General features: G+C 47.2%; 48 protein-coding genes. 1 reads left to right on the top strand and 47 read right to left on the bottom strand.

Features of this window, described 5'->3' with window-relative positions:
• Nucleotides 1–102 precede the first annotated feature (102 nt).
• From AC3RPL_RS03985 to AC3RPL_RS03940, 10 genes are all read right to left on the bottom strand, one after another.
• Entirely contained in the window at nucleotides 103–240 is a 138-nt protein-coding gene (locus tag AC3RPL_RS03985; RefSeq protein WP_164970786.1) for a hypothetical protein, read from the bottom strand.
• A 153-nt stretch (nucleotides 241–393) separates the two neighbouring features.
• On the bottom strand, nucleotides 394–657 hold the full coding sequence (locus AC3RPL_RS03980; protein ID WP_107321248.1) for a hypothetical protein: 264 nt from the start codon (nucleotides 655–657) through the stop codon (nucleotides 394–396).
• A 254-nt stretch (nucleotides 658–911) separates the two neighbouring features.
• A complete protein-coding gene (locus tag AC3RPL_RS03975; RefSeq protein ID WP_114261664.1) occupies nucleotides 912–1,325 on the bottom strand; it encodes a hypothetical protein in 414 nt (137 codons plus the stop codon).
• A 26-nt stretch (nucleotides 1,326–1,351) separates the two neighbouring features.
• Nucleotides 1,352–1,861: a hypothetical protein gene (locus AC3RPL_RS03970; protein WP_023285980.1), complete on the bottom strand. Its 510-nt coding sequence runs from the start codon at nucleotides 1,859–1,861 to the stop codon at nucleotides 1,352–1,354.
• A gap of 14 nt (nucleotides 1,862–1,875) precedes the next feature.
• A complete protein-coding gene (locus AC3RPL_RS03965) occupies nucleotides 1,876–2,526 on the bottom strand; it encodes a hypothetical protein (RefSeq protein ID WP_098992490.1) in 651 nt (216 codons plus the stop codon).
• Between the two features lie 483 nt (nucleotides 2,527–3,009).
• Nucleotides 3,010–3,993: a ParB family protein gene (locus AC3RPL_RS03960; protein WP_490739047.1), complete on the bottom strand. Its 984-nt coding sequence runs from the start codon at nucleotides 3,991–3,993 to the stop codon at nucleotides 3,010–3,012.
• Entirely contained in the window at nucleotides 3,990–5,195 is a 1,206-nt protein-coding gene (locus tag AC3RPL_RS03955) for an AAA family ATPase (protein WP_098992492.1), read from the bottom strand. Before AC3RPL_RS03955 ends, AC3RPL_RS03960 begins: the two co-directional genes overlap by 4 nt.
• 234 nt (nucleotides 5,196–5,429) lie before the next feature.
• Nucleotides 5,430–5,879, bottom strand: a complete 450-nt coding sequence (locus tag AC3RPL_RS03950; protein WP_490739046.1) for a hypothetical protein — start codon at nucleotides 5,877–5,879, stop codon at nucleotides 5,430–5,432.
• Between the two features lie 9 nt (nucleotides 5,880–5,888).
• A complete protein-coding gene (locus tag AC3RPL_RS03945; RefSeq protein WP_490739045.1) occupies nucleotides 5,889–6,209 on the bottom strand; it encodes a hypothetical protein in 321 nt (106 codons plus the stop codon).
• 22 nt (nucleotides 6,210–6,231) lie between these two features.
• Nucleotides 6,232–6,642, bottom strand: a complete 411-nt coding sequence (locus AC3RPL_RS03940) for a hypothetical protein (protein ID WP_490739044.1) — start codon at nucleotides 6,640–6,642, stop codon at nucleotides 6,232–6,234.
• 108 nt (nucleotides 6,643–6,750) lie between these two features.
• Between AC3RPL_RS03940 and tolA the strand changes: the two genes are divergently transcribed.
• Nucleotides 6,751–7,110 (top strand): cell envelope integrity protein TolA, encoded by a 360-nt coding sequence (tolA, locus tag AC3RPL_RS03935; protein ID WP_490739043.1) that lies wholly within the window; start codon nucleotides 6,751–6,753, stop codon nucleotides 7,108–7,110.
• Here tolA and AC3RPL_RS03930 read toward each other — a convergent pair.
• The 37 genes from AC3RPL_RS03930 to AC3RPL_RS03750 form a co-directional block, all read right to left on the bottom strand.
• Nucleotides 7,100–7,837, bottom strand: a complete 738-nt coding sequence (locus AC3RPL_RS03930; protein ID WP_124767152.1) for a plasmid SOS inhibition protein A — start codon at nucleotides 7,835–7,837, stop codon at nucleotides 7,100–7,102. The genes tolA and AC3RPL_RS03930 overlap by 11 nt on opposite strands.
• The gene (locus AC3RPL_RS03925) at nucleotides 7,837–8,313 is read right to left on the bottom strand and encodes a hypothetical protein (RefSeq protein ID WP_196530429.1); all 477 of its coding nucleotides are present in this window, start codon (nucleotides 8,311–8,313) and stop codon (nucleotides 7,837–7,839) included. The genes AC3RPL_RS03930 and AC3RPL_RS03925 overlap by 1 nt, the downstream gene beginning before the upstream one ends.
• Nucleotides 8,306–8,581, bottom strand: a complete 276-nt coding sequence (locus AC3RPL_RS03920; protein WP_490739042.1) for a hypothetical protein — start codon at nucleotides 8,579–8,581, stop codon at nucleotides 8,306–8,308. The genes AC3RPL_RS03925 and AC3RPL_RS03920 overlap by 8 nt, the downstream gene beginning before the upstream one ends.
• 77 nt (nucleotides 8,582–8,658) lie before the next feature.
• Nucleotides 8,659–9,093, bottom strand: a complete 435-nt coding sequence (locus tag AC3RPL_RS03915) for a hypothetical protein (protein ID WP_490739041.1) — start codon at nucleotides 9,091–9,093, stop codon at nucleotides 8,659–8,661.
• Nucleotides 9,094–9,197: 104 nt separating this feature from the next.
• Nucleotides 9,198–9,407: a hypothetical protein gene (locus AC3RPL_RS03910; protein WP_080861803.1), complete on the bottom strand. Its 210-nt coding sequence runs from the start codon at nucleotides 9,405–9,407 to the stop codon at nucleotides 9,198–9,200.
• 12 nt (nucleotides 9,408–9,419) lie between these two features.
• Complete coding sequence (locus AC3RPL_RS03905; protein ID WP_490739040.1) at nucleotides 9,420–10,079, bottom strand: hypothetical protein; 660 nt, start codon at nucleotides 10,077–10,079, stop codon at nucleotides 9,420–9,422.
• Nucleotides 10,080–10,541: 462 nt separating this feature from the next.
• Complete coding sequence (locus AC3RPL_RS03900) at nucleotides 10,542–10,922, bottom strand: hypothetical protein (protein WP_045268451.1); 381 nt, start codon at nucleotides 10,920–10,922, stop codon at nucleotides 10,542–10,544.
• Between the two features lie 331 nt (nucleotides 10,923–11,253).
• Nucleotides 11,254–11,508 (bottom strand): hypothetical protein, encoded by a 255-nt coding sequence (locus tag AC3RPL_RS03895; protein ID WP_196558481.1) that lies wholly within the window; start codon nucleotides 11,506–11,508, stop codon nucleotides 11,254–11,256.
• Complete coding sequence (locus AC3RPL_RS03890; RefSeq protein WP_441326876.1) at nucleotides 11,498–11,725, bottom strand: hypothetical protein; 228 nt, start codon at nucleotides 11,723–11,725, stop codon at nucleotides 11,498–11,500. Before AC3RPL_RS03890 ends, AC3RPL_RS03895 begins: the two co-directional genes overlap by 11 nt.
• Nucleotides 11,718–12,005, bottom strand: coding sequence for a hypothetical protein (locus AC3RPL_RS03885; RefSeq protein WP_124767157.1), 288 nt, complete (start codon nucleotides 12,003–12,005; stop codon nucleotides 11,718–11,720). The genes AC3RPL_RS03890 and AC3RPL_RS03885 overlap by 8 nt, the downstream gene beginning before the upstream one ends.
• Nucleotides 12,002–12,406: a hypothetical protein gene (locus tag AC3RPL_RS03880; protein WP_124767158.1), complete on the bottom strand. Its 405-nt coding sequence runs from the start codon at nucleotides 12,404–12,406 to the stop codon at nucleotides 12,002–12,004. Before AC3RPL_RS03880 ends, AC3RPL_RS03885 begins: the two co-directional genes overlap by 4 nt.
• A 150-nt stretch (nucleotides 12,407–12,556) precedes the next feature.
• Entirely contained in the window at nucleotides 12,557–12,745 is a 189-nt protein-coding gene (locus AC3RPL_RS03875) for a hypothetical protein (RefSeq protein ID WP_045268448.1), read from the bottom strand.
• Nucleotides 12,746–12,963: 218 nt separating this feature from the next.
• Nucleotides 12,964–13,155: a hypothetical protein gene (locus tag AC3RPL_RS03870; RefSeq protein WP_490739039.1), complete on the bottom strand. Its 192-nt coding sequence runs from the start codon at nucleotides 13,153–13,155 to the stop codon at nucleotides 12,964–12,966.
• Between the two features lie 59 nt (nucleotides 13,156–13,214).
• Complete coding sequence (locus tag AC3RPL_RS03865; protein ID WP_490739038.1) at nucleotides 13,215–13,958, bottom strand: hypothetical protein; 744 nt, start codon at nucleotides 13,956–13,958, stop codon at nucleotides 13,215–13,217.
• 243 nt (nucleotides 13,959–14,201) lie between these two features.
• The gene (locus AC3RPL_RS03860; protein ID WP_490739037.1) at nucleotides 14,202–14,480 is read right to left on the bottom strand and encodes a hypothetical protein; all 279 of its coding nucleotides are present in this window, start codon (nucleotides 14,478–14,480) and stop codon (nucleotides 14,202–14,204) included.
• Nucleotides 14,467–14,637, bottom strand: a complete 171-nt coding sequence (locus AC3RPL_RS03855; RefSeq protein ID WP_181883487.1) for a hypothetical protein — start codon at nucleotides 14,635–14,637, stop codon at nucleotides 14,467–14,469. Before AC3RPL_RS03855 ends, AC3RPL_RS03860 begins: the two co-directional genes overlap by 14 nt.
• Nucleotides 14,638–14,654: 17 nt before the next feature.
• Complete coding sequence (locus AC3RPL_RS03850; RefSeq protein WP_098992505.1) at nucleotides 14,655–14,867, bottom strand: hypothetical protein; 213 nt, start codon at nucleotides 14,865–14,867, stop codon at nucleotides 14,655–14,657.
• Between the two features lie 9 nt (nucleotides 14,868–14,876).
• Entirely contained in the window at nucleotides 14,877–15,134 is a 258-nt protein-coding gene (locus AC3RPL_RS03845; protein WP_490739036.1) for a hypothetical protein, read from the bottom strand.
• Between the two features lie 117 nt (nucleotides 15,135–15,251).
• The gene (locus AC3RPL_RS03840) at nucleotides 15,252–15,446 is read right to left on the bottom strand and encodes a hypothetical protein (RefSeq protein WP_490739035.1); all 195 of its coding nucleotides are present in this window, start codon (nucleotides 15,444–15,446) and stop codon (nucleotides 15,252–15,254) included.
• A 26-nt stretch (nucleotides 15,447–15,472) separates the two neighbouring features.
• On the bottom strand, nucleotides 15,473–16,054 hold the full coding sequence (locus AC3RPL_RS03835; protein WP_490739034.1) for a hypothetical protein: 582 nt from the start codon (nucleotides 16,052–16,054) through the stop codon (nucleotides 15,473–15,475).
• 6 nt (nucleotides 16,055–16,060) lie between these two features.
• Nucleotides 16,061–16,285 carry a hypothetical protein gene (locus AC3RPL_RS03830; RefSeq protein WP_227522550.1) on the bottom strand — a complete coding sequence of 75 codons (225 nt, stop codon included), beginning with the start codon at nucleotides 16,283–16,285 and terminating at the stop codon, nucleotides 16,061–16,063.
• A complete protein-coding gene (locus AC3RPL_RS03825; protein WP_490739033.1) occupies nucleotides 16,282–16,653 on the bottom strand; it encodes a hypothetical protein in 372 nt (123 codons plus the stop codon). Before AC3RPL_RS03825 ends, AC3RPL_RS03830 begins: the two co-directional genes overlap by 4 nt.
• A gap of 14 nt (nucleotides 16,654–16,667) precedes the next feature.
• Nucleotides 16,668–16,919 (bottom strand): hypothetical protein, encoded by a 252-nt coding sequence (locus AC3RPL_RS03820; RefSeq protein WP_098992508.1) that lies wholly within the window; start codon nucleotides 16,917–16,919, stop codon nucleotides 16,668–16,670.
• A gap of 83 nt (nucleotides 16,920–17,002) precedes the next feature.
• Nucleotides 17,003–18,049 (bottom strand): ParB-like helix-turn-helix domain-containing protein, encoded by a 1,047-nt coding sequence (locus AC3RPL_RS03815; protein WP_490739032.1) that lies wholly within the window; start codon nucleotides 18,047–18,049, stop codon nucleotides 17,003–17,005.
• An 84-nt stretch (nucleotides 18,050–18,133) separates the two neighbouring features.
• Nucleotides 18,134–18,994: an ATP-binding protein gene (locus tag AC3RPL_RS03810; RefSeq protein ID WP_490739031.1), complete on the bottom strand. Its 861-nt coding sequence runs from the start codon at nucleotides 18,992–18,994 to the stop codon at nucleotides 18,134–18,136.
• A gap of 169 nt (nucleotides 18,995–19,163) precedes the next feature.
• Complete coding sequence (locus AC3RPL_RS03805) at nucleotides 19,164–19,370, bottom strand: hypothetical protein (RefSeq protein WP_045268441.1); 207 nt, start codon at nucleotides 19,368–19,370, stop codon at nucleotides 19,164–19,166.
• Complete coding sequence (locus AC3RPL_RS03800) at nucleotides 19,360–19,674, bottom strand: hypothetical protein (RefSeq protein WP_023286008.1); 315 nt, start codon at nucleotides 19,672–19,674, stop codon at nucleotides 19,360–19,362. The genes AC3RPL_RS03805 and AC3RPL_RS03800 overlap by 11 nt, the downstream gene beginning before the upstream one ends.
• 49 nt (nucleotides 19,675–19,723) lie before the next feature.
• The gene (locus AC3RPL_RS03795) at nucleotides 19,724–20,143 is read right to left on the bottom strand and encodes a hypothetical protein (protein ID WP_023286009.1); all 420 of its coding nucleotides are present in this window, start codon (nucleotides 20,141–20,143) and stop codon (nucleotides 19,724–19,726) included.
• A 91-nt stretch (nucleotides 20,144–20,234) separates the two neighbouring features.
• Nucleotides 20,235–20,537 (bottom strand): hypothetical protein, encoded by a 303-nt coding sequence (locus AC3RPL_RS03790; RefSeq protein ID WP_023286010.1) that lies wholly within the window; start codon nucleotides 20,535–20,537, stop codon nucleotides 20,235–20,237.
• 11 nt (nucleotides 20,538–20,548) lie between these two features.
• On the bottom strand, nucleotides 20,549–21,187 hold the full coding sequence (locus AC3RPL_RS03785; RefSeq protein ID WP_023286011.1) for a hypothetical protein: 639 nt from the start codon (nucleotides 21,185–21,187) through the stop codon (nucleotides 20,549–20,551).
• 104 nt (nucleotides 21,188–21,291) lie between these two features.
• On the bottom strand, nucleotides 21,292–21,627 hold the full coding sequence (locus AC3RPL_RS03780; RefSeq protein WP_490739030.1) for a hypothetical protein: 336 nt from the start codon (nucleotides 21,625–21,627) through the stop codon (nucleotides 21,292–21,294).
• Between the two features lie 281 nt (nucleotides 21,628–21,908).
• The gene (gene mazF / locus AC3RPL_RS03775) at nucleotides 21,909–22,241 is read right to left on the bottom strand and encodes an endoribonuclease MazF (protein WP_023286013.1); all 333 of its coding nucleotides are present in this window, start codon (nucleotides 22,239–22,241) and stop codon (nucleotides 21,909–21,911) included.
• Complete coding sequence (locus tag AC3RPL_RS03770; protein WP_113455953.1) at nucleotides 22,241–22,486, bottom strand: AbrB/MazE/SpoVT family DNA-binding domain-containing protein; 246 nt, start codon at nucleotides 22,484–22,486, stop codon at nucleotides 22,241–22,243. Before AC3RPL_RS03770 ends, mazF begins: the two co-directional genes overlap by 1 nt.
• An 80-nt stretch (nucleotides 22,487–22,566) precedes the next feature.
• The gene (locus tag AC3RPL_RS03765) at nucleotides 22,567–23,124 is read right to left on the bottom strand and encodes a hypothetical protein (RefSeq protein WP_171879678.1); all 558 of its coding nucleotides are present in this window, start codon (nucleotides 23,122–23,124) and stop codon (nucleotides 22,567–22,569) included.
• A 65-nt stretch (nucleotides 23,125–23,189) separates the two neighbouring features.
• The gene (locus AC3RPL_RS03760; protein WP_490739029.1) at nucleotides 23,190–23,462 is read right to left on the bottom strand and encodes a hypothetical protein; all 273 of its coding nucleotides are present in this window, start codon (nucleotides 23,460–23,462) and stop codon (nucleotides 23,190–23,192) included.
• Nucleotides 23,463–23,541: 79 nt separating this feature from the next.
• A complete protein-coding gene (locus AC3RPL_RS03755) occupies nucleotides 23,542–24,216 on the bottom strand; it encodes a hypothetical protein (RefSeq protein ID WP_490739028.1) in 675 nt (224 codons plus the stop codon).
• A gap of 347 nt (nucleotides 24,217–24,563) precedes the next feature.
• Nucleotides 24,564–25,172: a hypothetical protein gene (locus tag AC3RPL_RS03750; protein WP_171879680.1), complete on the bottom strand. Its 609-nt coding sequence runs from the start codon at nucleotides 25,170–25,172 to the stop codon at nucleotides 24,564–24,566.
• Nucleotides 25,173–25,211: the final 39 nt, after the last annotated feature.

Raw genomic sequence — 25,211 nt, 5'->3', positions numbered from 1 at the left:
TCTGCCAAAACAAAAATAAACCACCTCGTGAATAAATACACTTTATCTTCTTGATTTTTATGGAATAGGTTAGTTACATGCAAAAATAGTTGCAAGTAGTTACTATTTTTTGGCGGCATCCATGTCAAGCGGTTCAGCTTTTGATAGCTCATGAAGAAGTCCGATATTCCCCATGTACCCACGCTCAGTCCAGCGAAGCATCGCATGGTATGTCACATTATTTTCTTTCGGATTAAACATATTCCCCTCCGTCTAATTGCCCTCTCATGGGAGTATCTGGAAACAGACTATAACTGATAAACAAAGGGTCGAAAAGATGAACGAATAAAATTTGAACAGTCTCAGACAATAAAAAAGCCCGCTTTGCAGGCTTCGTTTGGTGTAGCTTAATTTTTACGGTTCGGATTTTTCAGTTAACTCCTGTCTGATGTCATCTACAGTACAGACGAACGTACCCCAACAAACTCCGTGGTTCGCGTCATGAGTAGAGATAACCCGACACAAAGCTTGTTCTGCTAGTTCGTCATCAATCTTCTCATTGCGCTGGAGAGCCATCGCTTCTTTAACATCATCTGTATCCCAGAATATGGCACCAATAGGCTCATCAGGGTTTCTACGAATCAGGCGTTCGATAACTTCTTTAACTGTTCCGTACATTATTGTTCCTTATTCGGTTCTGACGTAATGGGATTAATTCAGGGTATTCTGCGTAAGATTAGTTTTATACATTCGTACAAGCATGTTCATTGATGATTTTATGATTGCACAGAAACCTTGTAGGCCGAATATAAAACGGCTTTAATCATGACAAATGATGAAATGAGATCGGCTGGTTGCTTATCTGGAACCAGAAAGCCCTGCATATACAGGGCTGGGATTTCAATCAGAAAGATGTGTAATAACGAAGAAAATTAGATGCTTTTACCTTTCCACCGTTCAAAGCCTGCTTTTATAGCCCAAACTACGACGACGACAATAAGTACACAAGCGAGTGAAACAAATAACGGAAAGTGGGCGAGCATGTTTGTTTGAGTAAAGATATGAATTGAAAGTGACAAAGAAATAGTCGCAAGTGTTATCGTTCTGGCCGCAGGCAACCACGTTGGTTTTTTCTCAAGAAATCCAGAGGTGTCTGCTATATACGTTATCAGACCGAGAACGAGACAGGCGATATCAATCCACCCAATCCACTTCTCAGACAATTTCTCTGCGTAACCCAGCCCGATGATAACTATATATCCAATAAAGCAAATTAATGAACCGATGAAGGCCGGGGACTTCACCTTGGATATTTGCTGCTCAGGTTGTGACGATTTGTTATGCATGGTTTCCCTTTTAAAAGATAAATGTTTTATTTTTTTACTGCGGTTCCGCAGCATGGACAAATTTTATCACTACACCCACGTGTAAAGATCGCAAGCAAAAGTCTTCGCAATATCTTCCAGACGAAAAGGCGAGAGAAAGAAAGGCCAGCAGCAAAACAACTTCCATAGCCAATAGCAGGATTTGTCAGGGCTGCGTAGTAGTCGCTGCCGATTACGCTTTCAATATCCGGCTCTGATATCATGAAAGAAGCCAGTGACAGATACTGGTAACGTAGCAGATGTGCAACGAACGTTCCGAATATGAACACGATAACAGTCGTTGTTAACTGAATGAACACTAACCGGTTGAAACCGTGTCGCAGCTCCATAAATACAGCAAGTGCGAGAGAAAAAGAAAAGCCAAGCTCTAGTGGGAAAGGCTTTTGTAGCGGAGCGAGATAGGCCGTCAGCTCATAATGAAAAATAATAATGCACAGCACATTCAAAGCCACCAGCACCGGATCACGCCAAGATGTTTGGAATGAAAATACACTCACTTTTTACATCCCGGTCAGTTACTAATTGAGTTAATGGCATCTTCGGGTTCATTGCCTAGAGCTATAATATTACCGAAATTATTAATTAACACAACGCGGCCAGCCATCACGGTAGCATGAGTCCGCCACCCTTCCCCGCCGTTTTCACCCCAACGCACAATACCCGCAGAATCCAATTCTTCTTCGCTGGCGAAGAAAGTCGCGCCGGGAAGTTTTTCTGGACAGAGAGTTACTGAGGAGTCCGCCTTAACGCAAATCCCATTATGTGTCATGAAATACAGGGAACGTTCGGCCTTATGTTCACTGGAGATAGCAAAACCAGAAGGCTCAAGCGTTACGGTTTTAAGTGTGACGCTCGCCAGCGAGCTGACTTTTTGACAGCCTGCCAATAAAAGTATTTTTGCATCAGTAGCGGCATACATACCCAGCAATGATGATAACGCGTCAGCCTGCTTCGGAAGTTCTACCGTAATAGTGCTTCTGTCTGTGTATGCTTCAACATCAACCGGAGTATTGAGCATAATCTCTCTCAGGATAACGCTCCCCGGCGACTCTGGGTCTATCCATGAGGTTTGTTCGCTGGCTTCGGTAAGTGTAGCTATCCAGTCAGAAGGAGCCTTGCCATTAAAAGTAAAGGTGACATATTTGGTATTTTTAGAGGACATACATGTTTCCCGTTTTATCTGAGCGCAATGCCCAGAGTGAGTCAGGCAATCAGCAATTTCAAACAATTCTGAGTAAAGTTATGACGAACAGCCATCTCAGGTGGGACTATTATCCCATGCGGGAAGTTTAACCCGAAACATCACACTTTATACCCCCAGAAAAATGCGCGGGATTTCGCCCCGAAATTACAGGGAAATACTCATTATAAACATAAAGTTATACGTGTTTTATCGAGCGGGGAGTGTTCTTTCAGAAACAAAAAAGCCCTGTAAAACAGGGCTTAATTTATCAACGTATCTGGGACGCCCCCATGAGACGCAAAGCCTCGCTTACTTCATTCAGACCAAAGACGTCTTCGGAAGGGGGAGCTGGATGGCAGGTTGTTGCAGCCGTCCCCCTCTCCCACCAGATAGCCTGCAATACACAATCACCAGCTCGCGATCTATACCGTACAGGTCGTTGATATTCACCCTACAGCCTCACTACTCATATTGATTTATGATCGCCCGAATCGCCTCGTCAATTTTTTCCTGCGCCTCTTTACTGATTCGACTGAATTCGTAAATAACCTTCCGCTCTTTGCTGTTCGATTTTTTCCGTGCATATGCGCGGCTGTCATCGTATTTTTTTAGCGACTCAACAACAGGTTTGTTTGCCGCAGGTTTAACCGTAAGAGTCGATATGGATTTGTCAAAAAGCTTAATGACCTCATTCTTGTAATCATCAGGTAACAGATTCGTTCCTGATCGCAATATTTCGGCCTCTTTGCCCACATCGGCCACCAGCGCATCAAGTTCAAGTTTTTTCTTTTCAGCCACCTCAGATACAGTCAGCAACTTTTTGTAATCCGGGTACGTCAGTTCTGACCGAACCGGGAATACAGTAAGTAGTATTTCAGGTACTGATGCAGCCTGAATTGCTCGCGTTACTTTCGTCGGAGAAAGACGCTCCTGCTCGGCAATTTCCTTCTGGCTGAGGCCGCTGTCACGCAGTGTCATCAAGCGCATCCCGACTTCACGAATGTTGTGCTCTTTGGCTGTCTGGATATCGGCAGCGAGCTGGCGGGCATCATCCGCGCTAATATCGCTTTTGGTGAGCATGACTCGTAGTCCGACTCCGCAAATGAGCGCGGCAGCACGACGACGCGAACCATCGAGGATTTCAATACGTTCACCGACCTGACGACCAATCACCGGGAAAAACTGCTGCAAGGGCAGTGTGCGGGTGATGTCTGTAAGAGATTCGGCGCTGAGTGCGCTCTGATCTCTTCCGTTAATACTCTGATCAACATAAGTGCGGCTTTCAACTGACTCTGCGGGGATCACTTCGACGTGAAATGTAACCTTGTGGCCCGAGGCAAGAGTGAAACGTTGACTACTTTCAGCCGTCGTCACGGTAGGTTTGCCGGAAAGAGGTGATTCGGCAAAAGTCCGGCCCAGAACAGGGCGTTCTCTCTTCTGTGTCACGCTGCACCTCTCAACAATTCAATACGGTCAAACACTGCACGGGAAAAATCCTCTGCGGCGGTACGCGCAGTTCTCAGTGCTTCGGGGCTACCGGCATAAGATTGCGGGTTGGCGCTAATAGCCGTATCAAAAGATTCCCCACAGCGCTCAAATCCTTCCAGACGAGGAAGAACAGCATCAAGCATATCACCACCAAAAACGTCTTTAGCAAAACTGTGCGTCTGTTTGTGGTCTGATTTATTGATGATTTTCGACATAAACCCGACGTTGGCAATGATTTTGCTTTGCAGCCCTGAGTCTTCAATAAGCTGAACAAGCTCAGGTAAGCGAGTCAGATACTTGAGCGTAGAGTGAAAGTCCACTTGCGGAGGCGGAACCGGTGTCATCAGCATATCACTGGCCGCTATGGAGTTGATAAGGAACGGGTCAAGGTGAGGCCCCGTATCCACAAAGATAAAGTCGTAATCGTCACTGATTTTGTCAATGATATTTTCGCGCAGGACGTTGTTCTCATTCATCCCCGGCAGATGTTGATCGCATAGCTGCGTCCATCGGGATGCAATGAATGCATCCTCGATAGAGGCGGGAATAATATCGACGCCCGGCACGATGGAAGGCTTCACGAAGTCCTCCAGAATCTCTTCGCGGGTCAGGTCTTTGTTCAACATGGCCTGTGCGCTGGAGTTATTAACAAGGCCGATACTGTGATGATGATTGAGGAACATCGTAGACGACGCTTGCGGATCGAGGTCAATGACCAGAATGCGCAGGTCTTCATGCAGTAAGGACGGATGCGCACGCATACCGTGTGCCATCGTGACGGTAGAAACCGTTTTGGATACACCACCTTTCAAATTCACAACAAAGATAACGAAAGCCTTTCCGCGTTTTTCACGGTAGGTTTTGATACCTCTGTGTTTGTAAATATCAATGATGTTCTGAATAGTCATGGCGTACTGTGTTGAAGTTCCCCCCTGACGCTTACCAAACTGATACCCGGCTGCTTCCATTTCCTCGACTGCGGCGTCAACAGCTCGCTTACTCAGGTGAGGTAGTTTTGATACTGCGGCTTTAGAGTAGGTTTTATAAAACTCGGTTTGCTCGAATTCTTCCCGCTTCGACTGGATTTGCTCTGTCAGCCAGTTGAGCATGATATTCGCGCGATTACCGGTTTCGAGTAGTCGGTCAAAATTATCTGACATATATACACCCCTTGTTATCGTTTTTTGGAACTATACCAGAATTTCTGGTACACGGTAGTGATTTCGATAACAGTTATCTAAAATGCATTCAATCGTAATTGAAACGTTTTTTGACTGTCATTTGAATGTTGACTGAGGTTCTCATGATTATGAAAATATACGCCAGATACTAAAAAGCAGCCCGTAGGCTGCTGATTTTAAGAGGTTTCCCCTCCTGTCTTGTCTGGCAATTTTCTATCTCATAGACCTTACCAGGACAAAATCAACCTGTGCCCCCTGCTCTTTTGCCATGATCATTGCGATATAGCGCAAACAGCCATCACGAACGGCCAACCGCAATTCACCGTCTATCAACATCTGCTCTACAATTAAAGGCCTAACCGCAAGCGGATTTGTTTTGTAGGGATGTATTAGACGTGCGGCAGATTCTTCCTCGATGGCGCGACAGTCACATTGTTCAGGCAGGATGTAGAGCAGCTCTACAGGTATTGCCTGTGCACCATCTTCGCGATCTACATGGGGTAAAGGCTCGAAACCGTGACTGGCGCGTGATGAGTTAATCAAACCCACCAGCCCGGCCAGCGTATGAAAAGGTGCGCCCGGTTGTTTAAGGATGTCCTGCAACCACCCTTCTTTAAAAGCGGCGCGACTCCTTTCAATAATTTCATTTATTTGACTTGGCATGTAAACACCTCAGTAGAAGGCTTTCTGAGTGAACATATAATAGCGACCGTCAGCATCGAACATGCAGAGATTTTCCTCAATGGCGCGTTCAACTTCATGCTGTGAAGCTCGCTGGTATTTACGCACGGCCTGTAATCTATTGACTACACGCTGAATATGGTATGTATCGTTAACCAGCGCATTGATACTGCTGGCCGGACGGTTTTGTTTCAAGTGAGCAACCAACTTTTTGTACTGTTCTTCTTCGAAAGCCATAACCCGTGCGCGAGCAAGGGCTTTCGCCGATGGCGACAGGTCTTGGTAGTAAAATAACGAAGTGGAAATTGTCATCGCGTTCCCTTCCCTGATTTTTTCAGAAAATCATGTTTTCACATTCTGCTACGGGGTGAATGGCATCCAGCACTGCTTTAAGGGAGCATTCTCTGTAGGAGAACCACGGAGTGTCTGTTGGTGTAACGTAATAATGAGGTTCACCATCAAAGACAACGATACTTTCAACAATTTTTGTACCAATATAGAGATCATCAATGTTGTAACAATGCACTCGCTGACCGACCTGAAAACACGTAGACATTTCCTCTGGTGGGCGCTGTGCCATTGTCAGTTGTTCTGCGGTATACCACGGATCATCAGATGGGGTTACGCGATAAAAGGTCACTCCGTCGCGCATATCAACACCGCATACTGTTTTTGCGCCGTCACAGCGGCCATGATGGCGGTAGCAGTGAACCAAATCACCCAGAAAAAATGTTTGCCCGGTCATGAACAACCCCGTATACACTGAAACATATTGGTATTTTACCAGATGCTATGGACTACCGAAGAAAACGCGCTGATATACATTGATTAAAAGGAACAGGGAATAGAGGTCATGATGAGTATAAGAATCTTATGCGTGCTGCTTACCCTTTCAGGCGCAGCCTTAGCTGATGATACTGCTGCCATACGGGCTGATAACATACCTGATCGCGAGACTGCAAATTATGTATCTGATATCACAGGAGCCATACAGCGCCAGATTTATGATGCGAACAGATATAAAGGGAAGAAGTGTAGTCTGAGCGTGAAAATTGACCGGGACGGTAATATTCTTGGGGCTAAAGCTGAACAGGGTGACAAAGAACTGTGCCAGAGAACATTAAAGATACTTGGCTATACCAAACTACCTAAGCCGCCCTCTGATGAAATATGGAGCAGGATTCAAAACGTCACGCTGATATTCAGGCCGTAATCGTGGTTTGGGGGAGTGCCAGCGGTAAGGCAGCACGACAAAGAGCAAGATCATGAGGTGACGACGTTTCAATAACGTAGTCCAGCTCATTGAGGAACTCATACATGCTGTCGCACCAACGCCAGTCAGTGCGGATGCGAGCTATCCAGAACCCTGACCACCAGCGCGTCAGCATTGCCCTGATTTCCCACTCGGTGATCCCCGCGTTCTCCAATTCGTCTCTCCAGACCTGTAACCATCTTTTGTGCGTACCCGGCAGGCAAAACTGCAAAGCGATCCACGCATCGCTCTTTGTATTTTCAGCCACAAACATTCTCTCTTGTTTTTGCTGTTCTGACCGGCGCTCACTACGGGTGAGGATAATCTGCTCCCGGTGATCGCGGCGCTGTATCTGCCTGACTGACGATGCTGGAAAGATGGACACTATTACTGATTTAGAGAGGGGTAGTATCCACTGCTCCCCACGACTTTCAATCATGACGTCAATAGCCTTGATGTAATCAGTCTTGGTCGCGCCACCCCTGACAGAGGGATCATAAGCGGAATCGACCAGTCGGATATCAAGGGCAGATATAACGTTTTTCCCGGACAACTCACGAAAAAAAGCTTTTGCATAGGGATATTCTGGCAGAGAACGCCCGGCACTTATCCGGGCTTCAATCTTGGCAATAGCAGTCATCGCGCACTGCTGGCGCGTATCAAGAGGAACAAGAGCGGTACAGGCCATCAACAACTACCCGAACGATGAGAACTGGAAGTAGCGGTGGCTATCTTCCCGTGACCGGAGCGTGAAAGCAGCGGTAGGAAAGCGACATCAAATTCAACGCCAACGCGGATATTCACTGAAACTTCCACAGAGACAGGTTTCGTGACAAAACGGCCAGCACAAAGATATCCCAATTCCTGACGGAAAATTTTTGTGCTCTGACGTAAATTCTGCTGACCGTCAATGTACCAGCCAAGATCGGCGGGTATGTAAATGTTCAGTCCGTGCCATTCTGAAATAAAACAGCGCCCTTTCAGCCCGTAGGTATCTACCGGGTCATAAAAAAATGGAAAGACGTTCTGAACGTATGTGTCCGTTCGCGGGTCAATAAACGCGAGGAATACGCCGAATGGTGCCGCTTTTAGAAGCTCAATAGCTTCGAGGTGCGGCAAGGTTTCGCTCTTCTGCGGATAAAACAGCTTAATGCTGTTACTCATGGCCTGAACCTCCCAACTTTGCGGACTGACGGCTACGCTCAGGGGGGCTTTCAAGAAGATTCAGGTCAGAATCATAGATAACGCATTCACCGTTAGCCGACTCATGGCGTCCTATGAGGCTATAACCGAAGTCCTGCAAATCCTTGTAATGATGTGCAGCGATGTTTCTGGAATAGTTAGCACCCCAGACTTTACCGTTACGGTCTTCAAAACGTTTGGTGCGGAAGTGCTTTTTCAGGAACTGATAATGTTCTTCTGGTGTAACCATGATGCCCCCGGCGTGTGTTGAATTAGTACATTATCCCACAGGGGGGAAGGGGGCCGAATAGCCGTAGGGGAGGAGTGTTAAAACACGAAGTTCTCCCATTCTGGTGTGGTGCAAACAGGTTTGGTCGCCAGTTGCAACGACTTATCGTTGTAACCATACCAGGGGGTTGCCGTTGGTGTTACGTAGTAGTCTGGTTTTCCCTCAAACCAGACAATATGTTCAATAACGCCAGTGGCGCAATAAATATGATAGGTTCCGAAGCAATGGACTCGATCACCAATCTTAAATTTTGTTTCCGTGCCGACTGGCGGGCGTTGAGCTAACATCAGACAACCTGCTGTATACCAATGATCTCCAGTATACATTGGGTCATCTGATGGCGTTACCTTGTAGTAGGTTATTCCATCCCTGACTTCCAATTCAGTGACCGCTTTCAACCCTTCACAGCGCCCCCGGCACCCTTCTGTCCTGTAACAGAATACTAAACTTCCGACTTCAATTTTAGTGTTCATGGAGCCTCTTTACTCCCGGATTCCGCTCCGGCATCGCCTTAATTCACTTGATTATCTCATAACGAAATGAGGTGCCGAACTGGTGCAAACAGGCAAATTCTCTGTCATCGCGGCGAGTAAAGCATGATGTCTTCAACCTCACCTAAGCGAGCCTGATAACTCTCGGATAGGTCTTTGCCTATCTGGTCATCACCTAATCCATTATCGATGAGCCATGCGCGATGAGTTGATATGGCATTTCGCACGGCAATGGTTTGAGCATGATCCAGCACAACACCATTAATAACTATGTGTGGTTCTTTATCTGCAAACATGTTTACGCCTCTTCAATCTTCAAAATGACGCACATACTCCGGGCAACCCCAGTGTGTACAGCCGTCAAAATCATAAGGATTATACTGCCAGTGAATTTTGCCACACCCCGGACAGTTCCAGCGAACCTTTCCGGTGGCATTGTGTTTTCGACGACGCTGACGTTTAAGCCATTCAGGCATTTTTAACCCTTTTGCCTGAATCATTGTGCGTCTGTCAAAGAGGCGCAGGGCGAACGTGCGGCGTTTCACTGCATCTGCCCGGTCAAACGGTATCCAGATAACATTTTCGCGACTTAAATCAGGTTTGTCATAAATTGTCGCGTTATGAAAATTAGTTACCGGGATATATCCATCACACAACCAGTATAAATCGTTACCATCCCATTGCCCCTTAATGAAACCAACATAGCGGGTGCAGCCATCGACAAGCGTTGTCAAAGTCGGCACGTACTGGCAGTCCACATGAAAATCGGACAGAGCGCTTACCCAATACTGGGAAACAGGCACATCAAACTCACGGGCTGAATCCCAGAAGCGCTGGGCTTCTTCTTTCGAAAAGACTGCGGCTTTATCAATATCGGTAGTGTATCCAGCACCATCAACGCAATGAAACGCCATATTGCTTCCCACTGTATCGCGCAGACAAGCCATGTAAAATTTATGGTTCTTCATATCTCGTTCCTGAATGACAAATTTTTATCTTCTAACTGCATTGTCTCATGCGGGTGTTGGTGGCCGAAATTTGCAGGATTTCGTGGCGAAATTTTAATAAATATCTGTTAAATATCAATAAGTTGTATTTGTTTTTGCTGCGGGGCAGTGAGGGTGGCAAAGAGGGTAAAACGGAAGAGGGTAAAGAGGGTGGGTAGGTGGATTGCACCCGCAGGGTTTTAGCTCCCTACAGGGGTGGCGGTCGCGGCCATATACTGGATATTGGTTATATTCGCCGGGGATATGGTTTCAGCCACTCCGTGACCGGCCTAAAGGCAAAAATGGGAATGGGTTTATTGCTCCCATTCCCTATGAACGATCAGCGCCAGTGGGCGCGTGTCGTTGTCTCATGCCAGAGGTGAACACTCTGGCGATGAGAACTGCGGTTGCCCGCAATAAGGACGTGGGGCGAGCTTCCCTTCATTAATACCGTCTGTCCCGGCGAAAATAAGTGATAAGCCCACCAGCGAGAACAATGATGAAGAAAACAAAGAACTGGAAACCACCTCTGCCGTAAACGGGCCTGTACTGATCGGAAAGAATTTCTCTTGACGCACCAACCAGTGAACCGTATTGATACTGATCAGCCATAGCATTCAGGATAGGTAGCGCTCCCAGCCATGCCATAGCAACCGCGAATGTAACGACAATGGTCGTAGGAAACTCCGGGAAACCGGAATAGTAATAATGGCGGCTGTTTTGTTTTATGTAGTAGAAAATGATGGCTGCAACCGCACCTCCCCAAATCAAAATGGAAAGGAATATAGTCCACCCCCAACTCACGCTGTTAAAAAAAGCATCCACAGACTTTCTCCTTATTTAAAACAAGTGTTCATCAATCACTTAATGACAGTTTATCAATACACGCTTCATGTGCAAAAACCATAGAGCCAGAATAGTCAACATAGGTAGAGCCATCTTCCCGCAGCCGTTCGTTTCCAACTTTGGGTAAAAATCACTCTGACACACCGTTGAAAATTCTAATCAGTGTCTTGCTATTAATGGAAGACGGCATGACGGGCAGACACACCCACATTTCCTTCCGTACTTAACATCATGAACGTCAACAAATTGCTGGGTATTTTCCTCAAAACCAAAAGGAATTCGATTAAATCTGTCCATTCAGCCCGTCCTGTTAAAACTTTTTATCTCTCTCTGCAAGTTTATCTATGCATGTTTTATGCGCAAAAACATGGACGCCAGCAAGGTCAGGGTAGAGCGAACCATCCTCACGTCGCCGTTCACGGGCCAGTCGCGAAGTAAAGCATTCAGACATATGACCACCACAGAGTTCACACAGGCCATAGTAATCACTACCGCGCCCGGTTGTTTTCGTTATGCGTATCATCCGACCGGTAGGCTGATTGACAACGACAGGATTATCCTGCATTTTTTCCCCCGGATAATCTGCGTAAACAATATTCATGGACAACGACCAAGAAAAACTGGAATAAGCCCGCAACGCCAGTCGCGCCCAGCACGCCGGAAAGAGGCATCATTACAGCTTGGACTGGGCTATCGGGAATGGATAACGTATACCGATATAAAGCAAGCGATGCGGTCAGCAACACGAATAACAGCAGCAGGTGTTTGACTCTGTTAATCATCGTCATATTCCTTGTCATAATAATCTGGGTTGTTCAGCACATTCCTGTGTCCCTCGGTTCGATAATCACCGCTCCAGCCAATCCACACGGACGGTTCGCCACTCGTTGATAATTGTCGGTTGCCTGCAAAACTATCAGAGGTAACAGAGACGGTTTGACAAGGGGTAACTATATCGGCCTGAGCCACCATTTTGCTGCACACAGTCTCGAAACCGGCAATGACAATTTCTGCTTCTTGATCCTGATTCTGGAGAAGGGCGATAAGTTCTTTTACTTTCATTTTGGGTTTTCCTTTAATTCTTCTTCGGCAATTGCATCATCTATTTCTAAGAGCAGAGCTGCAAATTTATCTTCCAGTTCACGACGTAATGCCCCAAGTGCGCGTTTCTTTGTTGAATATAGAGGAACAGCGCCCTGAGAGGAACGACGGCGGTTATCATCTGAACCATCACCGGAACCGTGTGAGTTACGTTCTGACCATGCCGCATAGACTGCCGGGCTATAGCTACTGATTGTTCCCATTGAGAACACGCGGCTGACATTTATAGCAAAACCGACTATCAGCCCGGAATCGGACGATTTGGCATCTAAATCGGTGCTGGTGGGGTAGTCGCTAAAGCGGAGAGAACGATAACTTCTGGCCTTTTCAAACTCAGTCTGTTCTTTTTTGGTCATAGCCATGATGGTTGTACTCCCTGTGTCTTGTTCTGTTATGGTCAGACTAACATGGAGTAGGGGAGGGCCGAAGTTGGAGATGGAGATGGTTAAGTGAGCGGGGAATTCCCCGCTATAATATTTCTACATACCGCTCGATGAGGGTGAAATGAGCTTTTATTCGATCATTTCATCAAAAGGATTGATTCCTCCAAGTTCCATATTTTCCAGCGGGGTATCCTTCAAGCACTCAATAATACTTTTTCCGGCATAACCGACATCGATCACCGTGACGGGCATTCCTTCCCACGTACATTTAGTCATACCGGGTACTTGTTGTCTTTTCTCCACCAGCATACTATTCATCTAAACACCTCGTAATGATTTAAGATTACTTCACGACGTTTTACCACTGATTAAACATTAGCATATAGCGAAGCTGGGCCAAAATACGGCACATAAGCCAGTCAACGTGAGAACAGTTGCGGGATTTCACCCCGAAATATTAGCGCATAAACTATATAATTCAGTGAGTTACATTTAATCCAGTGACCGGGGATACTTATCGTGTTTCTCCCTCCTGATCAAAACTCTTCATTTTCGTTCGCTTGTGTAGCAACATCCTGTAGACCACGAATACGTTCCTCTGCAAAACATATTTCCTGTTCCGCCGCTTCACTCAACTCCTGCCACGTTGTTAATTTTGCATAGTCGTTACTGCCTATAACATTTTCCAGCAGCTTTGATTTTGCATCTTCAAACGTCATAGATTTCATTTTTACGATTCCTGACTCTGGGGAACTTGGCGAGTGGAAAAACATCTTACTACGAATGCTCAGTTGCTGACGAAGCGGTTAAGGTCTGCTCGCGTTACAGTGTAAAGGTATTGCCAGCCTTCGCCGTGGCTTCGTCGGTAGTCCAGCGCAGGCAATGAGGCATATTCTGTATTCCGTTGCAGGAAGTGCGCCAGCTCATGGGCCACCAGTGCTTTAACGTGGTTTAAGCGGTTGAGCGAAATAAAATCACCGATCAAGGGGGACTTGCTAACGTGCCGGTATTCCCAGAACGTGAACCCAAAAAAGTCTGATGATGTGTTATACAAATAGCCCGGCGATATGGTTATGCCCTTACGTCCACCCCATGATGACTTTGTATGCCAGCGGGTTTTAACTATCGGATCAGGGCCGGTATAACCATGACTCGCCCTGAATTTCTCCAGCAGATAACCGGCGTAAAATGTCACCAGTGCTTCGACGTTCTCTATTTTTTTAGCGCCGAATAACGTGACAACTCTTTCTCGTGCTTCGAGCGCTCGGTTCGTTTTGCGGGGGAGGGCTGGAGGATTGACCAGATCGCAAACATCGATGCAAAAACTGTCTTCAAAGTCCCCCTCCGGCGTATCGAGATGAACCACCAACTCCTCCGGCATTCCGTATTCTGCCAGCAGGAAGTCAAGGTTCCGCACTTCACGGCTCTCAATCAAGTCATCTGCGCCGGGTATATCCAGCCAGAGAAAACTGCCAGCAGGCACAGCGCGAAACTTCCTGACATTATGGATAATGGCTTGTCTGACGGACATAAGGGATTAATCCTTGATTAAATAAAACCAAGTTGCCAAGCGATGCCCTGTATTGTGTATTCTCCGCTCCACCCAGTCACCACATAGAAGCGATCACCATTTTTATTACTACCAGTCAGTTTCATCTTTTTTCCCTGCTAAGCAAGCTGTGTTCTCATCAATGTTGCCGTGATTTTCATATTTCACTCCAATGTTTACGATATAGTTATCTTAATTCCCGCATAGAAAGATTATTATTAAATGTCAGTCCTTAATCTTCATAGTGGCAACGGCTTGCTTCCCCGCTTCGGTAAGTTCCACCTGATAAAACGTGGAGTGTACCTTTGGCCCCGAACGGGCGAAATCCACCAGCCCAAGGCGAATCAGCACGGGAATGGATGGTGCGGCTATATCATCAGTACCGAAAAGACTTCTGACACACGGTCTGCATTCGCGCGCCTTTTTACTGTCGCCGCGCAGAGTATAACGGGTTCCGCTGGCTAAACGACGCAGGGTGTAAATCTGGGCGTTAGTCAGCTTCATGAATCAGATCCTTAATTTCACGTTTTGATTCCTGACGAGCACGGTGTTTACTGGCCCGCAGAGCGTCGCCGTAGGCATTACCTTTGCGGTATCCGCGAGAGCGGCATAATGCACAGGTACAACCGTTAACGGAATAAAAACGGCCATATGGTTTCATTACCTTCTCCTGTTTTTCTATTTTTTCGCGTGCTTACACCACCCGCGATACGAGAAAATTGGCTCGGGCTGATGCGAGCGTTTATTCTGACGCTCTTCACGTTCGTCTTCACTGTCATTCTTACAGTGTTCGGTGACTGCTTTCGCAATGGCACTGGCCCTGTCTGAGGCCAGCACATGATAATCGGCATAACCAGCGTGATCGCTCAGAATGATGGTGTATCTTTTCATCATGCCTCCTCAATCTGGACGACTACGCCGGATTCGTTTTTCAAAATCTTCCCGCAATTTTGTATCAGAAACAGCCTTGCTTTCACTTGTCTGATGTCCTTCCAGCGCCAGCAATAGCATCAGTGCCTGCTGTAAGGCTGGAAGAAGGGTTTCGGCGTTGGTGTTGTCTTCATCATTATCAAAGATAATTTCAGACTCCATTGCGATATTGTCCTCCAGCCAAGAGGTGACAATTTGAAGCGCCTTAATTGGTTTAGGGAAAGACATACATAACCTCGACATTCAGGGCGGTTGAATTATTAAAGCACCATACATACTCAGGCCAAATAGTGAATATAATAAAAAAGCCGCATATGCGGCCTGAAAGAGAATAGTGCTTTGTCGCTAAGTTTTGTTCTCTTCACCAGCGGAAGGGGAGGGGACACAAATTGCCTTGAATTGGTTGTATGAATCTTTCTTTGGTGAATAGATATCATTAATTGCGTTGCCGCATTCAGCCAGAGTGGAGTAGCCCGGAATTTTCTGGGAAGTAACGCCTTCTTTCATACCAAGTGCCATAACCAAAACCAATGTATACATATTATTTTCTCCCTAGAAAATTCGTTTTACCCATTATTTCGTAAATTCTGCGAAAACTTCCGGGCAGATGCGGCTGCATATCGCGCTGATTCTTCCCCATAACAACCCGGTGAGGGTTTGGCATATTTTTCGGCTACTGCATCCTGAAAGGCTGCATACTCGTCCACACCATCAGCGCGAACAGCAAGTAAACGACGGTCTGTCAGAGGGGTATCAACGGAGAAGCCGCACGCACGCTCCAGTTCTGCTTTGAGGGCAACATTTTCTGACAGGATATCTTCCTCTGGTTTAATCAGTTGCCCGGATAAGACAACCAGTTTATCCAGCGTGCTTACATCTTCCGGCAACATGTTCGGACTGTCTTTGAAGATCATCATTTTGCGATCACGGGTCACGTAACCTATATGTTCAACAGGCAAACGGCCAGAATGCACAATGTCTTCCGATTGTTTCACCCTGCGGTTACGCAACGCTTCGCTGAATACCTCAATGATTTCGTCAAGTTCAATACCGGTAGTGCTTCCCCAAAAGCTCATACTGTTAATCGCTTCTAGCAGACGGTCGTTTGATACTCCTTCATCTGCTTTCACTTCGAATTGATTTTCCATCGGTTATTAGCCCCCACCCCCCGATTCTTTACAATATTTATTGCCGACATCTGTCAGTTCGTAGACAGGATAATACCCCGGAGTTTGCCGGATTATTTTCAGCAAGCCTTTTTTCTCCAGCGATTCCCGGACGTTCTGATCCGCTGCGCCACCAGCGAAAACAAAATCAGTAGTGCCGTGTTTCACAGTAAGTTCTAAAAAACGTATTTGCCTCGCTCCCAGTTTCATCATGCAGACCTAATCAAGAGTCGGAAAATAATGATGCCGACCATCCCACTCACCCAACCAAGCCAAAAACTGAACATGCTAAAAGGCGGTAGTTTATCGCTCCAGCTCTCATGGGCTTCGGGTTTAGACTGTTCAATAAGTTTGGTGTACTCGCGGTTTGTCAGGCGCACCATAGGCTCGCCGTCCGGCCCGGTATCAGTGACACCGCTCTGACGGGGTAAGAATTCACCATTTTGTTGAGCGCGGGAAAGGAGTTGCTGATATTCATCCTGAGACAGCCGGACATATTCTTGCTGAACGTCAGCACGAACAGTTTGCGTTGCCAGAATTTGGAATGAAAACACCAGCGCTATTAAGCTATTTTTGTTCATGATATCAATCACTGTTACGGTAAATAGGGAATACGGGCATGGTTATACCCCAGTTCATTCCGGCCGGATGGTGTAATCGACATTTCCCCGTTAAAACCTTTCTGGCAGATAAGGCCCCGGTTTACCAGCGCCTTTGCAGTAGGGCTACAGCGTTTATTGTCTGCTTTCCAGTAGTAACGGCCATTACTGTCCCCGATCAGCACATCGCCACGCTTAATGCGAGCCAGAACCGTCAACATTGGCATTGGTAGCCACCAGTCAGCCATATATACTCCGTGTTACTCGATGCGTTCTGGCAAGTGCAGTGACCGCCATATAAAAATAACCCCCGTAAGTACGGGGGAATGTGTTATTGCTCTTCTACGGCGCTTTCGTCGGCGCTCTCTTCCTGCTCAGTTGCCTCCGTGCGCTCGTCCAGCTCAGTTGTCTCCGCGTTCTCTTCCTGTTCGGCTGCCCCCGCTTTCTGGCTCGCCTCATACTGCTCCAGAACGGCCAGCAGCATACGGGCGGCGTCTGCCGGGATGTTGATGCTAACCGCGTCAGGGTCTGTAGTATCATCAGTTTTTACACGCTCAATCTGAGAGCGGATCTGGTTGCTTGCTGGCAGCAGGGAGGTGAATGTTTCACGGATAACCTTCGGTTTAACCGACACTTTTTTAGACTTAACGAAGCGGGCTGTGACCTTCGTTTTACCCGCTTTTTGTGCTTCTTCCAGTGACGCAAGTAGCTCTTTATATACGTCGCGCTCAGTGCCTTTGCATTCCACCAGCAGGTTGATAGCCACATCAGCAGATACTTTTTCTTCGCGTACCAGCGCCTTAACGTTCTCTTCTGCATCGACCAGAATCAGCGAACGGCGTACTGTTTGAACATTGTTGCCGGAACCTGCCGCGATATCTTCAATGCTCAGATTCCAGCCACGCAGACGGCGGAAACCTTCTGCCCGCTCGATAGGTTTTAGCGCCAGACCCTGTGCGCTTTTGAGCATTTCAAAAATTTCATCCGCAGAGTTACCGGTATATTCTTCAATTGGCACTGTAGGGATGTTCGCACCTTCATTGATAGCTGCCATCAGGCCAGCAAAGCGGTGATGCCCATCGATGATTTTCAGTCGAGTAACACCGTTGAGGATGACAACTTTAACCAGAATTGCCGGGATGCGCGCACCGCGTAGCCACATACCTTTGAACATCTCCGCCTGTTCAATGTTCAGGTCGCGCAGGTTGAATCCCGGCTCAACGTACAGCCATGACGGAGAAACTTTGTAGCCGTTGTTACGGCCCACATCGGCTTCGTCAAACTGGATGCTGCTGTTATCTTTTTTCGCTTTGGTGAGAAGGTCGCTAATCTGACGAAGAGAAGTCGGTTTCAGCAACACCGCACTATCAACAAACATCAGCAACGGAGGGCTGGTCAGCGTATTTTTACTCAGAAAGGCAGCTCGAAAGCTCCGCCAGAAACGCACTTAACAGCAGATATATCAGTTAGATATCACCTCACCATTGCCGGAAGCACACACGTCCGCCATCGTTTGTACGATCCTGACCAGTTCATCGACAGTGAAATCAGCAGATTCGGAGATTACACCTGAATCCAAAGCAGCAGACTTGATGGTATCGGCAATAACGTCGCGGTCGTGGCTATCAAATGCCAGCTCATCAGGGGACGAGATTAAACCTGTTTTTAGGCCAGCAGCTATGATGGCTTCCGCGAGAGACTTGTGCTCCGCCTGTAACTTACTTTCGGGTGTCTGCGCCGCTATTTTATTTTTCCGGCGAGTGTTACGGAGAGGGGCGGTTAGCGTAGGTTCTGTGGGTTCTACATCAGAGATAGAGGTCTGAGTCGTAAGGCTCCGGGAGTAATTCATCCCTCGCGGGTCGTATTCATCAAGGCTCAAAATTCTTTTAAAGCGGATATGTCCATCGATCCTTGGTGATTCATTTTCTATCCAGAACATTGCCGTGAACAGACGGGTGACTGGGGAGTCGTCACAAAACATAGACGTAACTATTGCGCCTTTCCCCTGTACCTGTTGGCTTCTCAGCGTGCTCAGTACCACTTCTGATTCCTGAACGTTAAGGTCTAATCCATCAATGATGAGATGTTTATCTGTGGCGAGGATTTTCGGCAAAATCGTTTCATAGTCTTTTGGCCGCGTAGTTTGTACGTCAATCAACTCGAAACAGCCATTCCGGCAAGCCGCTTCCGCCAGCGTTGATTTTCCCGAACCCGATCGCCCGATGACCAATACGAGCGCAGGATGCTTCACCGTCTCAATAACTATTGTTGCAGCAGCCGTTGTAAAATTTAACCTTTCCTCATTGAAACTCAGTTGTTCCATTGCCATTCCTTAAACTAAACACAGATGCGTTGGTTTCAGAAAAAGCATTCTTTCATAACTTGCCTGCAAAGAAGTAAGAAAAAAGGGGACGTTTTGAGGTGGAAAAATTGCTGATTTTTTTGGTGGGGGATATCATGACATTTTCAGATACCGCTTTGTGCAGTTTTTTCTACAGTTTATCCTCGTCAGCATCAGTGACCACTTCCTTGTAAAAATCTCGCTGATAACCGTTTTTCGCAAGCATACGATCAATAAGCCGAATGCGCTTTAACCAGATGCGGTCGGAGTCGTCTTCGCCGCAACCTATCATTGAAGCGCAATCATCCGTCAGTTCCCTAATAGCTTCAAGTTGTGCGGGGGTGATTTCAATTTTCATCGTCAGCGCCTTTGCTTAACAATTTTTTCCCGGCTGGGGTAAAAAACAGCCCGGCATCATCGTCAGCGTAAGAGCAAAAACCAGAGTTTGTAATGGACGGCATACCGCAGTCATCGGCCTGACATTCACCAGTACATCCCGGCTCAATCTTTGCAACGTATTTGCCGTTATAACCCGACAATATGTCGAGGTTGGAATAAAACTGTCCACCGGCGCTCACGAACTCTTTCACCGCCGTTTGCAGCTTTTTCCATGCTTTCAACTGTGCTGGGGTTAGTTCCACCAGCTCATCAGCAGTTTTCATAGTTCCCCCCGGAGATAATTTATCTGAAACATTACTCAGCTTATGATTTTCAAAAGAGATTTCCCGCTCCGAACCGGGATACATTCCCCATTAGTTGCTGGCGTTCGCATTCAATCCAGTTAGGGCGCTTATAGCTATTCCATGCAGATACTTTTTTATGACAAGTATTAATCGAAGCCCGGTATTTCTGTGACGTCAGCTTGCCAAGAACACTAATCATGTCCCGAAGCTCGTACTCATCGTCAATAACTTTAGGCAGGTGATTAACGATACGTTCAGGTGCGTAGACGTTACCATGCCAGACAAGCTGGTGGCCGGTGTGTTGGTAGCTGAACAGCCATTCAGAGTCCTGACCTTCCTCCCAGAAGCACAGAAGCAGCGAACCATCAGAAGCCAGCCCCTCTTCAAGCGTCAACTCAAAGCCGCGCTTCTTTGCCATATCAAATGTTTTTTTGCCGATAGTGAACATGGTGCAGCTCCTGTATCGTGAAACTGTTTAACCTGAAACAATTTTCTCACATCACAGGAGGAACCAAAATTTAGCGCACAAAAAAGGACTTTTATGACTTGTTCAACCACCTGTTGAGACGCTTACTTCCTAACATACGCACTACATTGCGCAGCTCAGCCTCGTCAGAAATTATTTTCGGCATGGTCTTTACCAGAAAGCTTTTCGCATAAACGTTACCATTCCATATCAACCCTCGATCATCAAATCGGTAGCTGAATATCCACTCCGACTCTTCATCGCGCTCCCAGAAGCAGAGCAGGGCAGAGCCGTCATCAGTACAGTCGCTCTCGACTGTCAGTGCCAACCCGCGACGATGAGCCATATCGAAAGTTGTTTTTCCGACTGTAAACATGGCTCACTCCATCAGTCTTTTTTCTCTGTAGCAGTTTGTGCGCTGTCCATCATGGTATGAATGGCGTCGGTAAGCTCAAGACTCTTGCCCGTGCTGTACGTAGGCCACGGAATGAATGGCTTACTGGACATTCCCAGCAGAACGAAGCCTTGTGGGCAGCGCCATTCGGAAGAATGTCCTTTATCTGCGAGGTTCACGGCCATCATTCCGCTTTCACATTCGACATCATTAATTGTTGTCATCTGACTGATAAAACCGAAATTGAGCACGCCGGTATTTGAGGATGAAACAAACAGCAAACTGTTCGCAAAAATAAAAATCAGGGTGGCCCCACAAATCGAAATAAGACCGGAGGAAAATGCACGTCTTTTCAGAAACAACCACCCATAAACCCCGACCAACAGCAGTCCACCAGCAAGCCCGGCCCACTGTGTGAATAGTGAGGCGTTTTGACTAAGGGAATCACTGACCATCGTCATGTACAGCGGGCTTAACAGCAGTATTACCGCACCAATTGTTGCGAAAGTGGTTAACGCTCCCGGCCTGAAAACCCGGCTGTCATCCAAATTTTCAAGCTTATCTTTCAGTGTCGTAACCATCAGGTACATCACGTACACCATAATCACTAAACAAGTCAGCATATACAGCATGGAAAAACTTCCCTTATCATCCCGGTAATGTAGATAACACTATTTTCAGTCAGAACGCCTCATGGCGCTTCTTTTTCAGGCAGAAAAAGAACGTCATAAGCACTTCACTTTATGCCATGCCGGATTACGCCCCCCATCGCCCGTTCAATAGCATGAATACGTTCGATCTCCCGGTCTTCACGAAAGTTTCGCCGAATAACCACCAGCTCACGTTTTTCAGCGAATGTCATACGGGATACATCAGGTACTTTGACGGAACCGCGTCCCTTACAGTGTTCACAAGTGACATCGAACATTCCGTCCATATAATTTCGACGATCTTCCTCATCCCATTCGTTCCATTCGCTGGATGTGATGCCATTAGCGAAAGCAGGGTGGCCGGTCTTGCCTTCACCTTCACAACACTCGCAGATCACCCAACGGTATTTAGAAAATTCCACTCTCATTCCTCCAATCTCAGTAACAAGAGAGAACGCTTTGCAGCGTACAGTGAATATTTAGTTTCTCACGAAGAATATCCCCCCGAAAAATCTGAGAGATCATAACTTTTACGGCCAGACTTTACCCCCGAAAATGAGGGGGGAGATTGCAACGAACAGGGCCGGGCCGTCCGTCGATATCATCAACCCCCACTTTGAGGGGAAATGCAACCGGTACAGATTCTGGTAAAACAGAATGCCGATAACCCCCCGATGCTTGCTGGGGGGAGGGCGAAAGATGCTTACCCAATCAACGCCTTTGCTTTGGCCCGGATTTCTGCAAGCTCCGACTTACTTACTGTGGATTTTTGGGTCACTTTTCTGGCTCGCCAGTCAACGCAGGTTATCTGATCTGACAGGGCTACGCCTTCTTTGCTGCCGGACAACGTGACCTCAAAGGGGTATCCCTTAACTTGCGTCGTGCATGGAACACACAGAAGGAGGCCAACTTTGTTGTTGTAGGCAAAAGGACTCAAAACAACAGCAGGGCGGTGTCCGCCCTGTTCATGCCCGGCTACCGGGTCAAAATCAATCCAGATAAGATCGCCCGCATCTGGAACATAACGCTTTACCATCAGAGTAATTCCTTACCTTTCGCGGGGCCAAAATCCACTTTGTCATGCAGATTATCGGAGGAAATACCAGACAGCAGCGCATCAAGGGAATATTCTTTCGGTCTTGCAGGGACGATGATGATACGACCATCTTCTACTTCAATATCGACAGTATCATCGACGTTTAGCGATGCCGCTTTCATCACTGCTACTGGCAACCGGACTGACGGGCTGTTACCCCATTTTTTTACTATTGCCTGAGCCATAACCACCTCTTGATGTATCAACACATGTATATACTCTAATGCCAACACGCAATAGTGTCAACATTGTTGATACACCCCGATCACTCAACATCAGGCGTATGGACATGACCGCTGGCAATCGACCACGGTGGGAAGCACATTCTCGGATCGCCCGGTTTTTTAGAAACTTCATTTTCACACTTCTGCCATTCCTGATATCGCAGAACTCGGCTAATATCCAGTTCGCGATCTTTTCCATCCCAATCGACAACGTTAAGCTTTCCGGCCATTTCTTTGTTGTAAAGCCACATGTTGATTTTTGCTACCTCCATGCCCTCATCAGGAATAGCGCGTCCAGACTCGATAGCCTTAATGGTGGCATTGAGGTACGCCACCTCCAGCCCCTGCCAATGACGATCCTTGGTCACGGGTTTCGGTAAGGGGTGATGCTCAAGAACTGTATTCAGATGAGCATCACCATTCACCATTTTTGGTGCTTCTGTATAAACCGTATAGCTACTTAACGCGGCAATAATCAGTAACGTAGCAGCAGGTACGCTCATCGTCTTAATCGATTTTTTTTGCATCTCGTACATGCAGTAGATCGCGCTGATTATACTCAAGCCTGTAATGACAAATAAAAATCCGCTATGTTCCATTCTCTTCACCGCTGGTTTTAATATAGATACCTTTTACATGGAAATTGCGATTAGCTGAACTTTTCTCAGTTACCGCTGTTTTTGTCGCTTTGTTTTGGCCGGTTCACTTCGGCGTGTCTTGCGGGCTTCCCCGGAAATAAAATCCACGAACCTAACATAAGCGTCCCCAACATCATTAGACCGAATCCAATCCGCGCCACCAGCGCGAAGGGATGACTATCAACCAGCAACGCATTTATTGCCTCGTTGATAATACCTTTGTCACCAACGCTACCGCTGCTGACGAAAATGATCAGCCCAGAAATCGCGAATGCAGCACCTACTCCAAATCTGTCCATTATTTATCCACCATCATTAATTTCGATTTCGAACGTTTGTAAATGAAAACGGTCATTACCTGAGTTATCTGTCACTACTCTACGGTTTTTTACCGTCCTGACGCTCACCGTTCAGCCCGACAAACATCTGCCACGCAGCCATAACCAACAGAAAGTCCGGGTTATCCGCATCCGTGACAGTTTGCCCTGCCACACCAGAACGGTACTGACGATATGCCCGGCGAGCCTCTGCATAAATCCGCGGCATCAGATCTGCTGGTGGAGAGAGAGGGGTAAGACCGGCTGCGATATTTTCCGCATCAACGATATCAGCATATTCAACCGCTGCATTACTGGCACGACTACGCCAGCTATCATCATTTCCTGACTTAATTGATTCGCAGGCAAGCATTTCGGCAAACATGCGCAGCGCGGTCGTTGCAGGGAAGGGGAGTGAGGCTGGTACGGTCACTTCCGGCGCAAGATAGTAGTCACAGACCGTTTGAATTTCTGGAGAAAGATGCGCGTCTTCATTGGTGCGCTTACGCTCGCCAAACTTTGTCGCTCGTTGTGCCACCACACCCCACGTAACGCTGGTCACTTCATCAGACCAGCCATCACATGCTTCACCCCGATAAGCATCAATCGCAGCGTCTGCCGCTGCCTTTGCCTTCTCCGGCGAGTCATGTTCCTCATACCCGTCGTCGGGGCTATAGCTGAAATACGTCGCTGGTGGCCGAACGGGAACCGTTTTACCTTTCTGAACCTGAGTCATTATCGTCACCTTCTTTAAATAGTTTCGCAGGGATGTATTATCCCTGCCGCAAAAGAGAGGCCGAATACCGCAGGCACAAAAAAACCGGCGAACCGTTTTTTGCTATAGGTATTTTGCGAGCGAATGTTTTTCCCTGAAAATCACTTCCCATTAACGCGTTCGATATAGCCCAGATAACCCCCGCACGCAGGGGAAACACGCTTACCGCTCTTGGGCTGATTCATTGCGCACCCGATAACCCCCGCAGGCAGGGGAAACACTCTAACTATATACTATTGATTACAAATGCAAATTCTATTCATTCATTTTCCACCAGATTCTGAGGCGTAAAAATCACCTCCGCAGGTTCAGGATTTCCTGCGCCGATCATACTGTGCCGCAACTTCAAACTTAAAAGACTCATACTCACCGATATAAAAAATCAGCACACGCCGCGCCATTAAACTTGCCGCGAGGCTCTCTGCATTTTTCAGACGTTGAGCAGTAAACACGACACCGCATTTTTTCAGGGTCGCCGCTACCGATAACAAAGCCTGACTCCCGAACACATTTCCTTCATCAAGGCCTACAGGCCCGGACGGGATCTTGTCGGAAGGGAATGGCACCGGCGTTTCCCAGTTGTTCTTCGCCACCAGCTCTCGACCGTCAATAATACCTTCTGGCAGTGTCCGGGCGAGCAGGTATGACTTACCTACAGCGGGATACCCTACAAGGCCGACCGTAAAACCCATTTTGAGTAAAAACCTGATCGCCGCCCCCCAAAGTCTGGCACGGAAGTCTGAACTTTTCGGAAACCGCCCCGGCAGAAACCTTGTAATTCTGATGAAACGGAACTTCACTTCGTTTACGGCCAGAGGTTTCACTGAACCATCAAAAACATCCATCTTTGCCCCTAATTGAACGATATGATGTTGAACTATTTTCAGCACGATGCAGGCCCACCAGAATTTTATCACCGTGTCACCGTGAGCATGTAAAGCATCTGGTTTCGCTCA

Source organism: Erwinia papayae (assembly GCF_058241465.1).
Note: the sequence above shows the minus strand (reverse complement) of the source record. Positions and strands in the feature narration are given on the sequence as shown.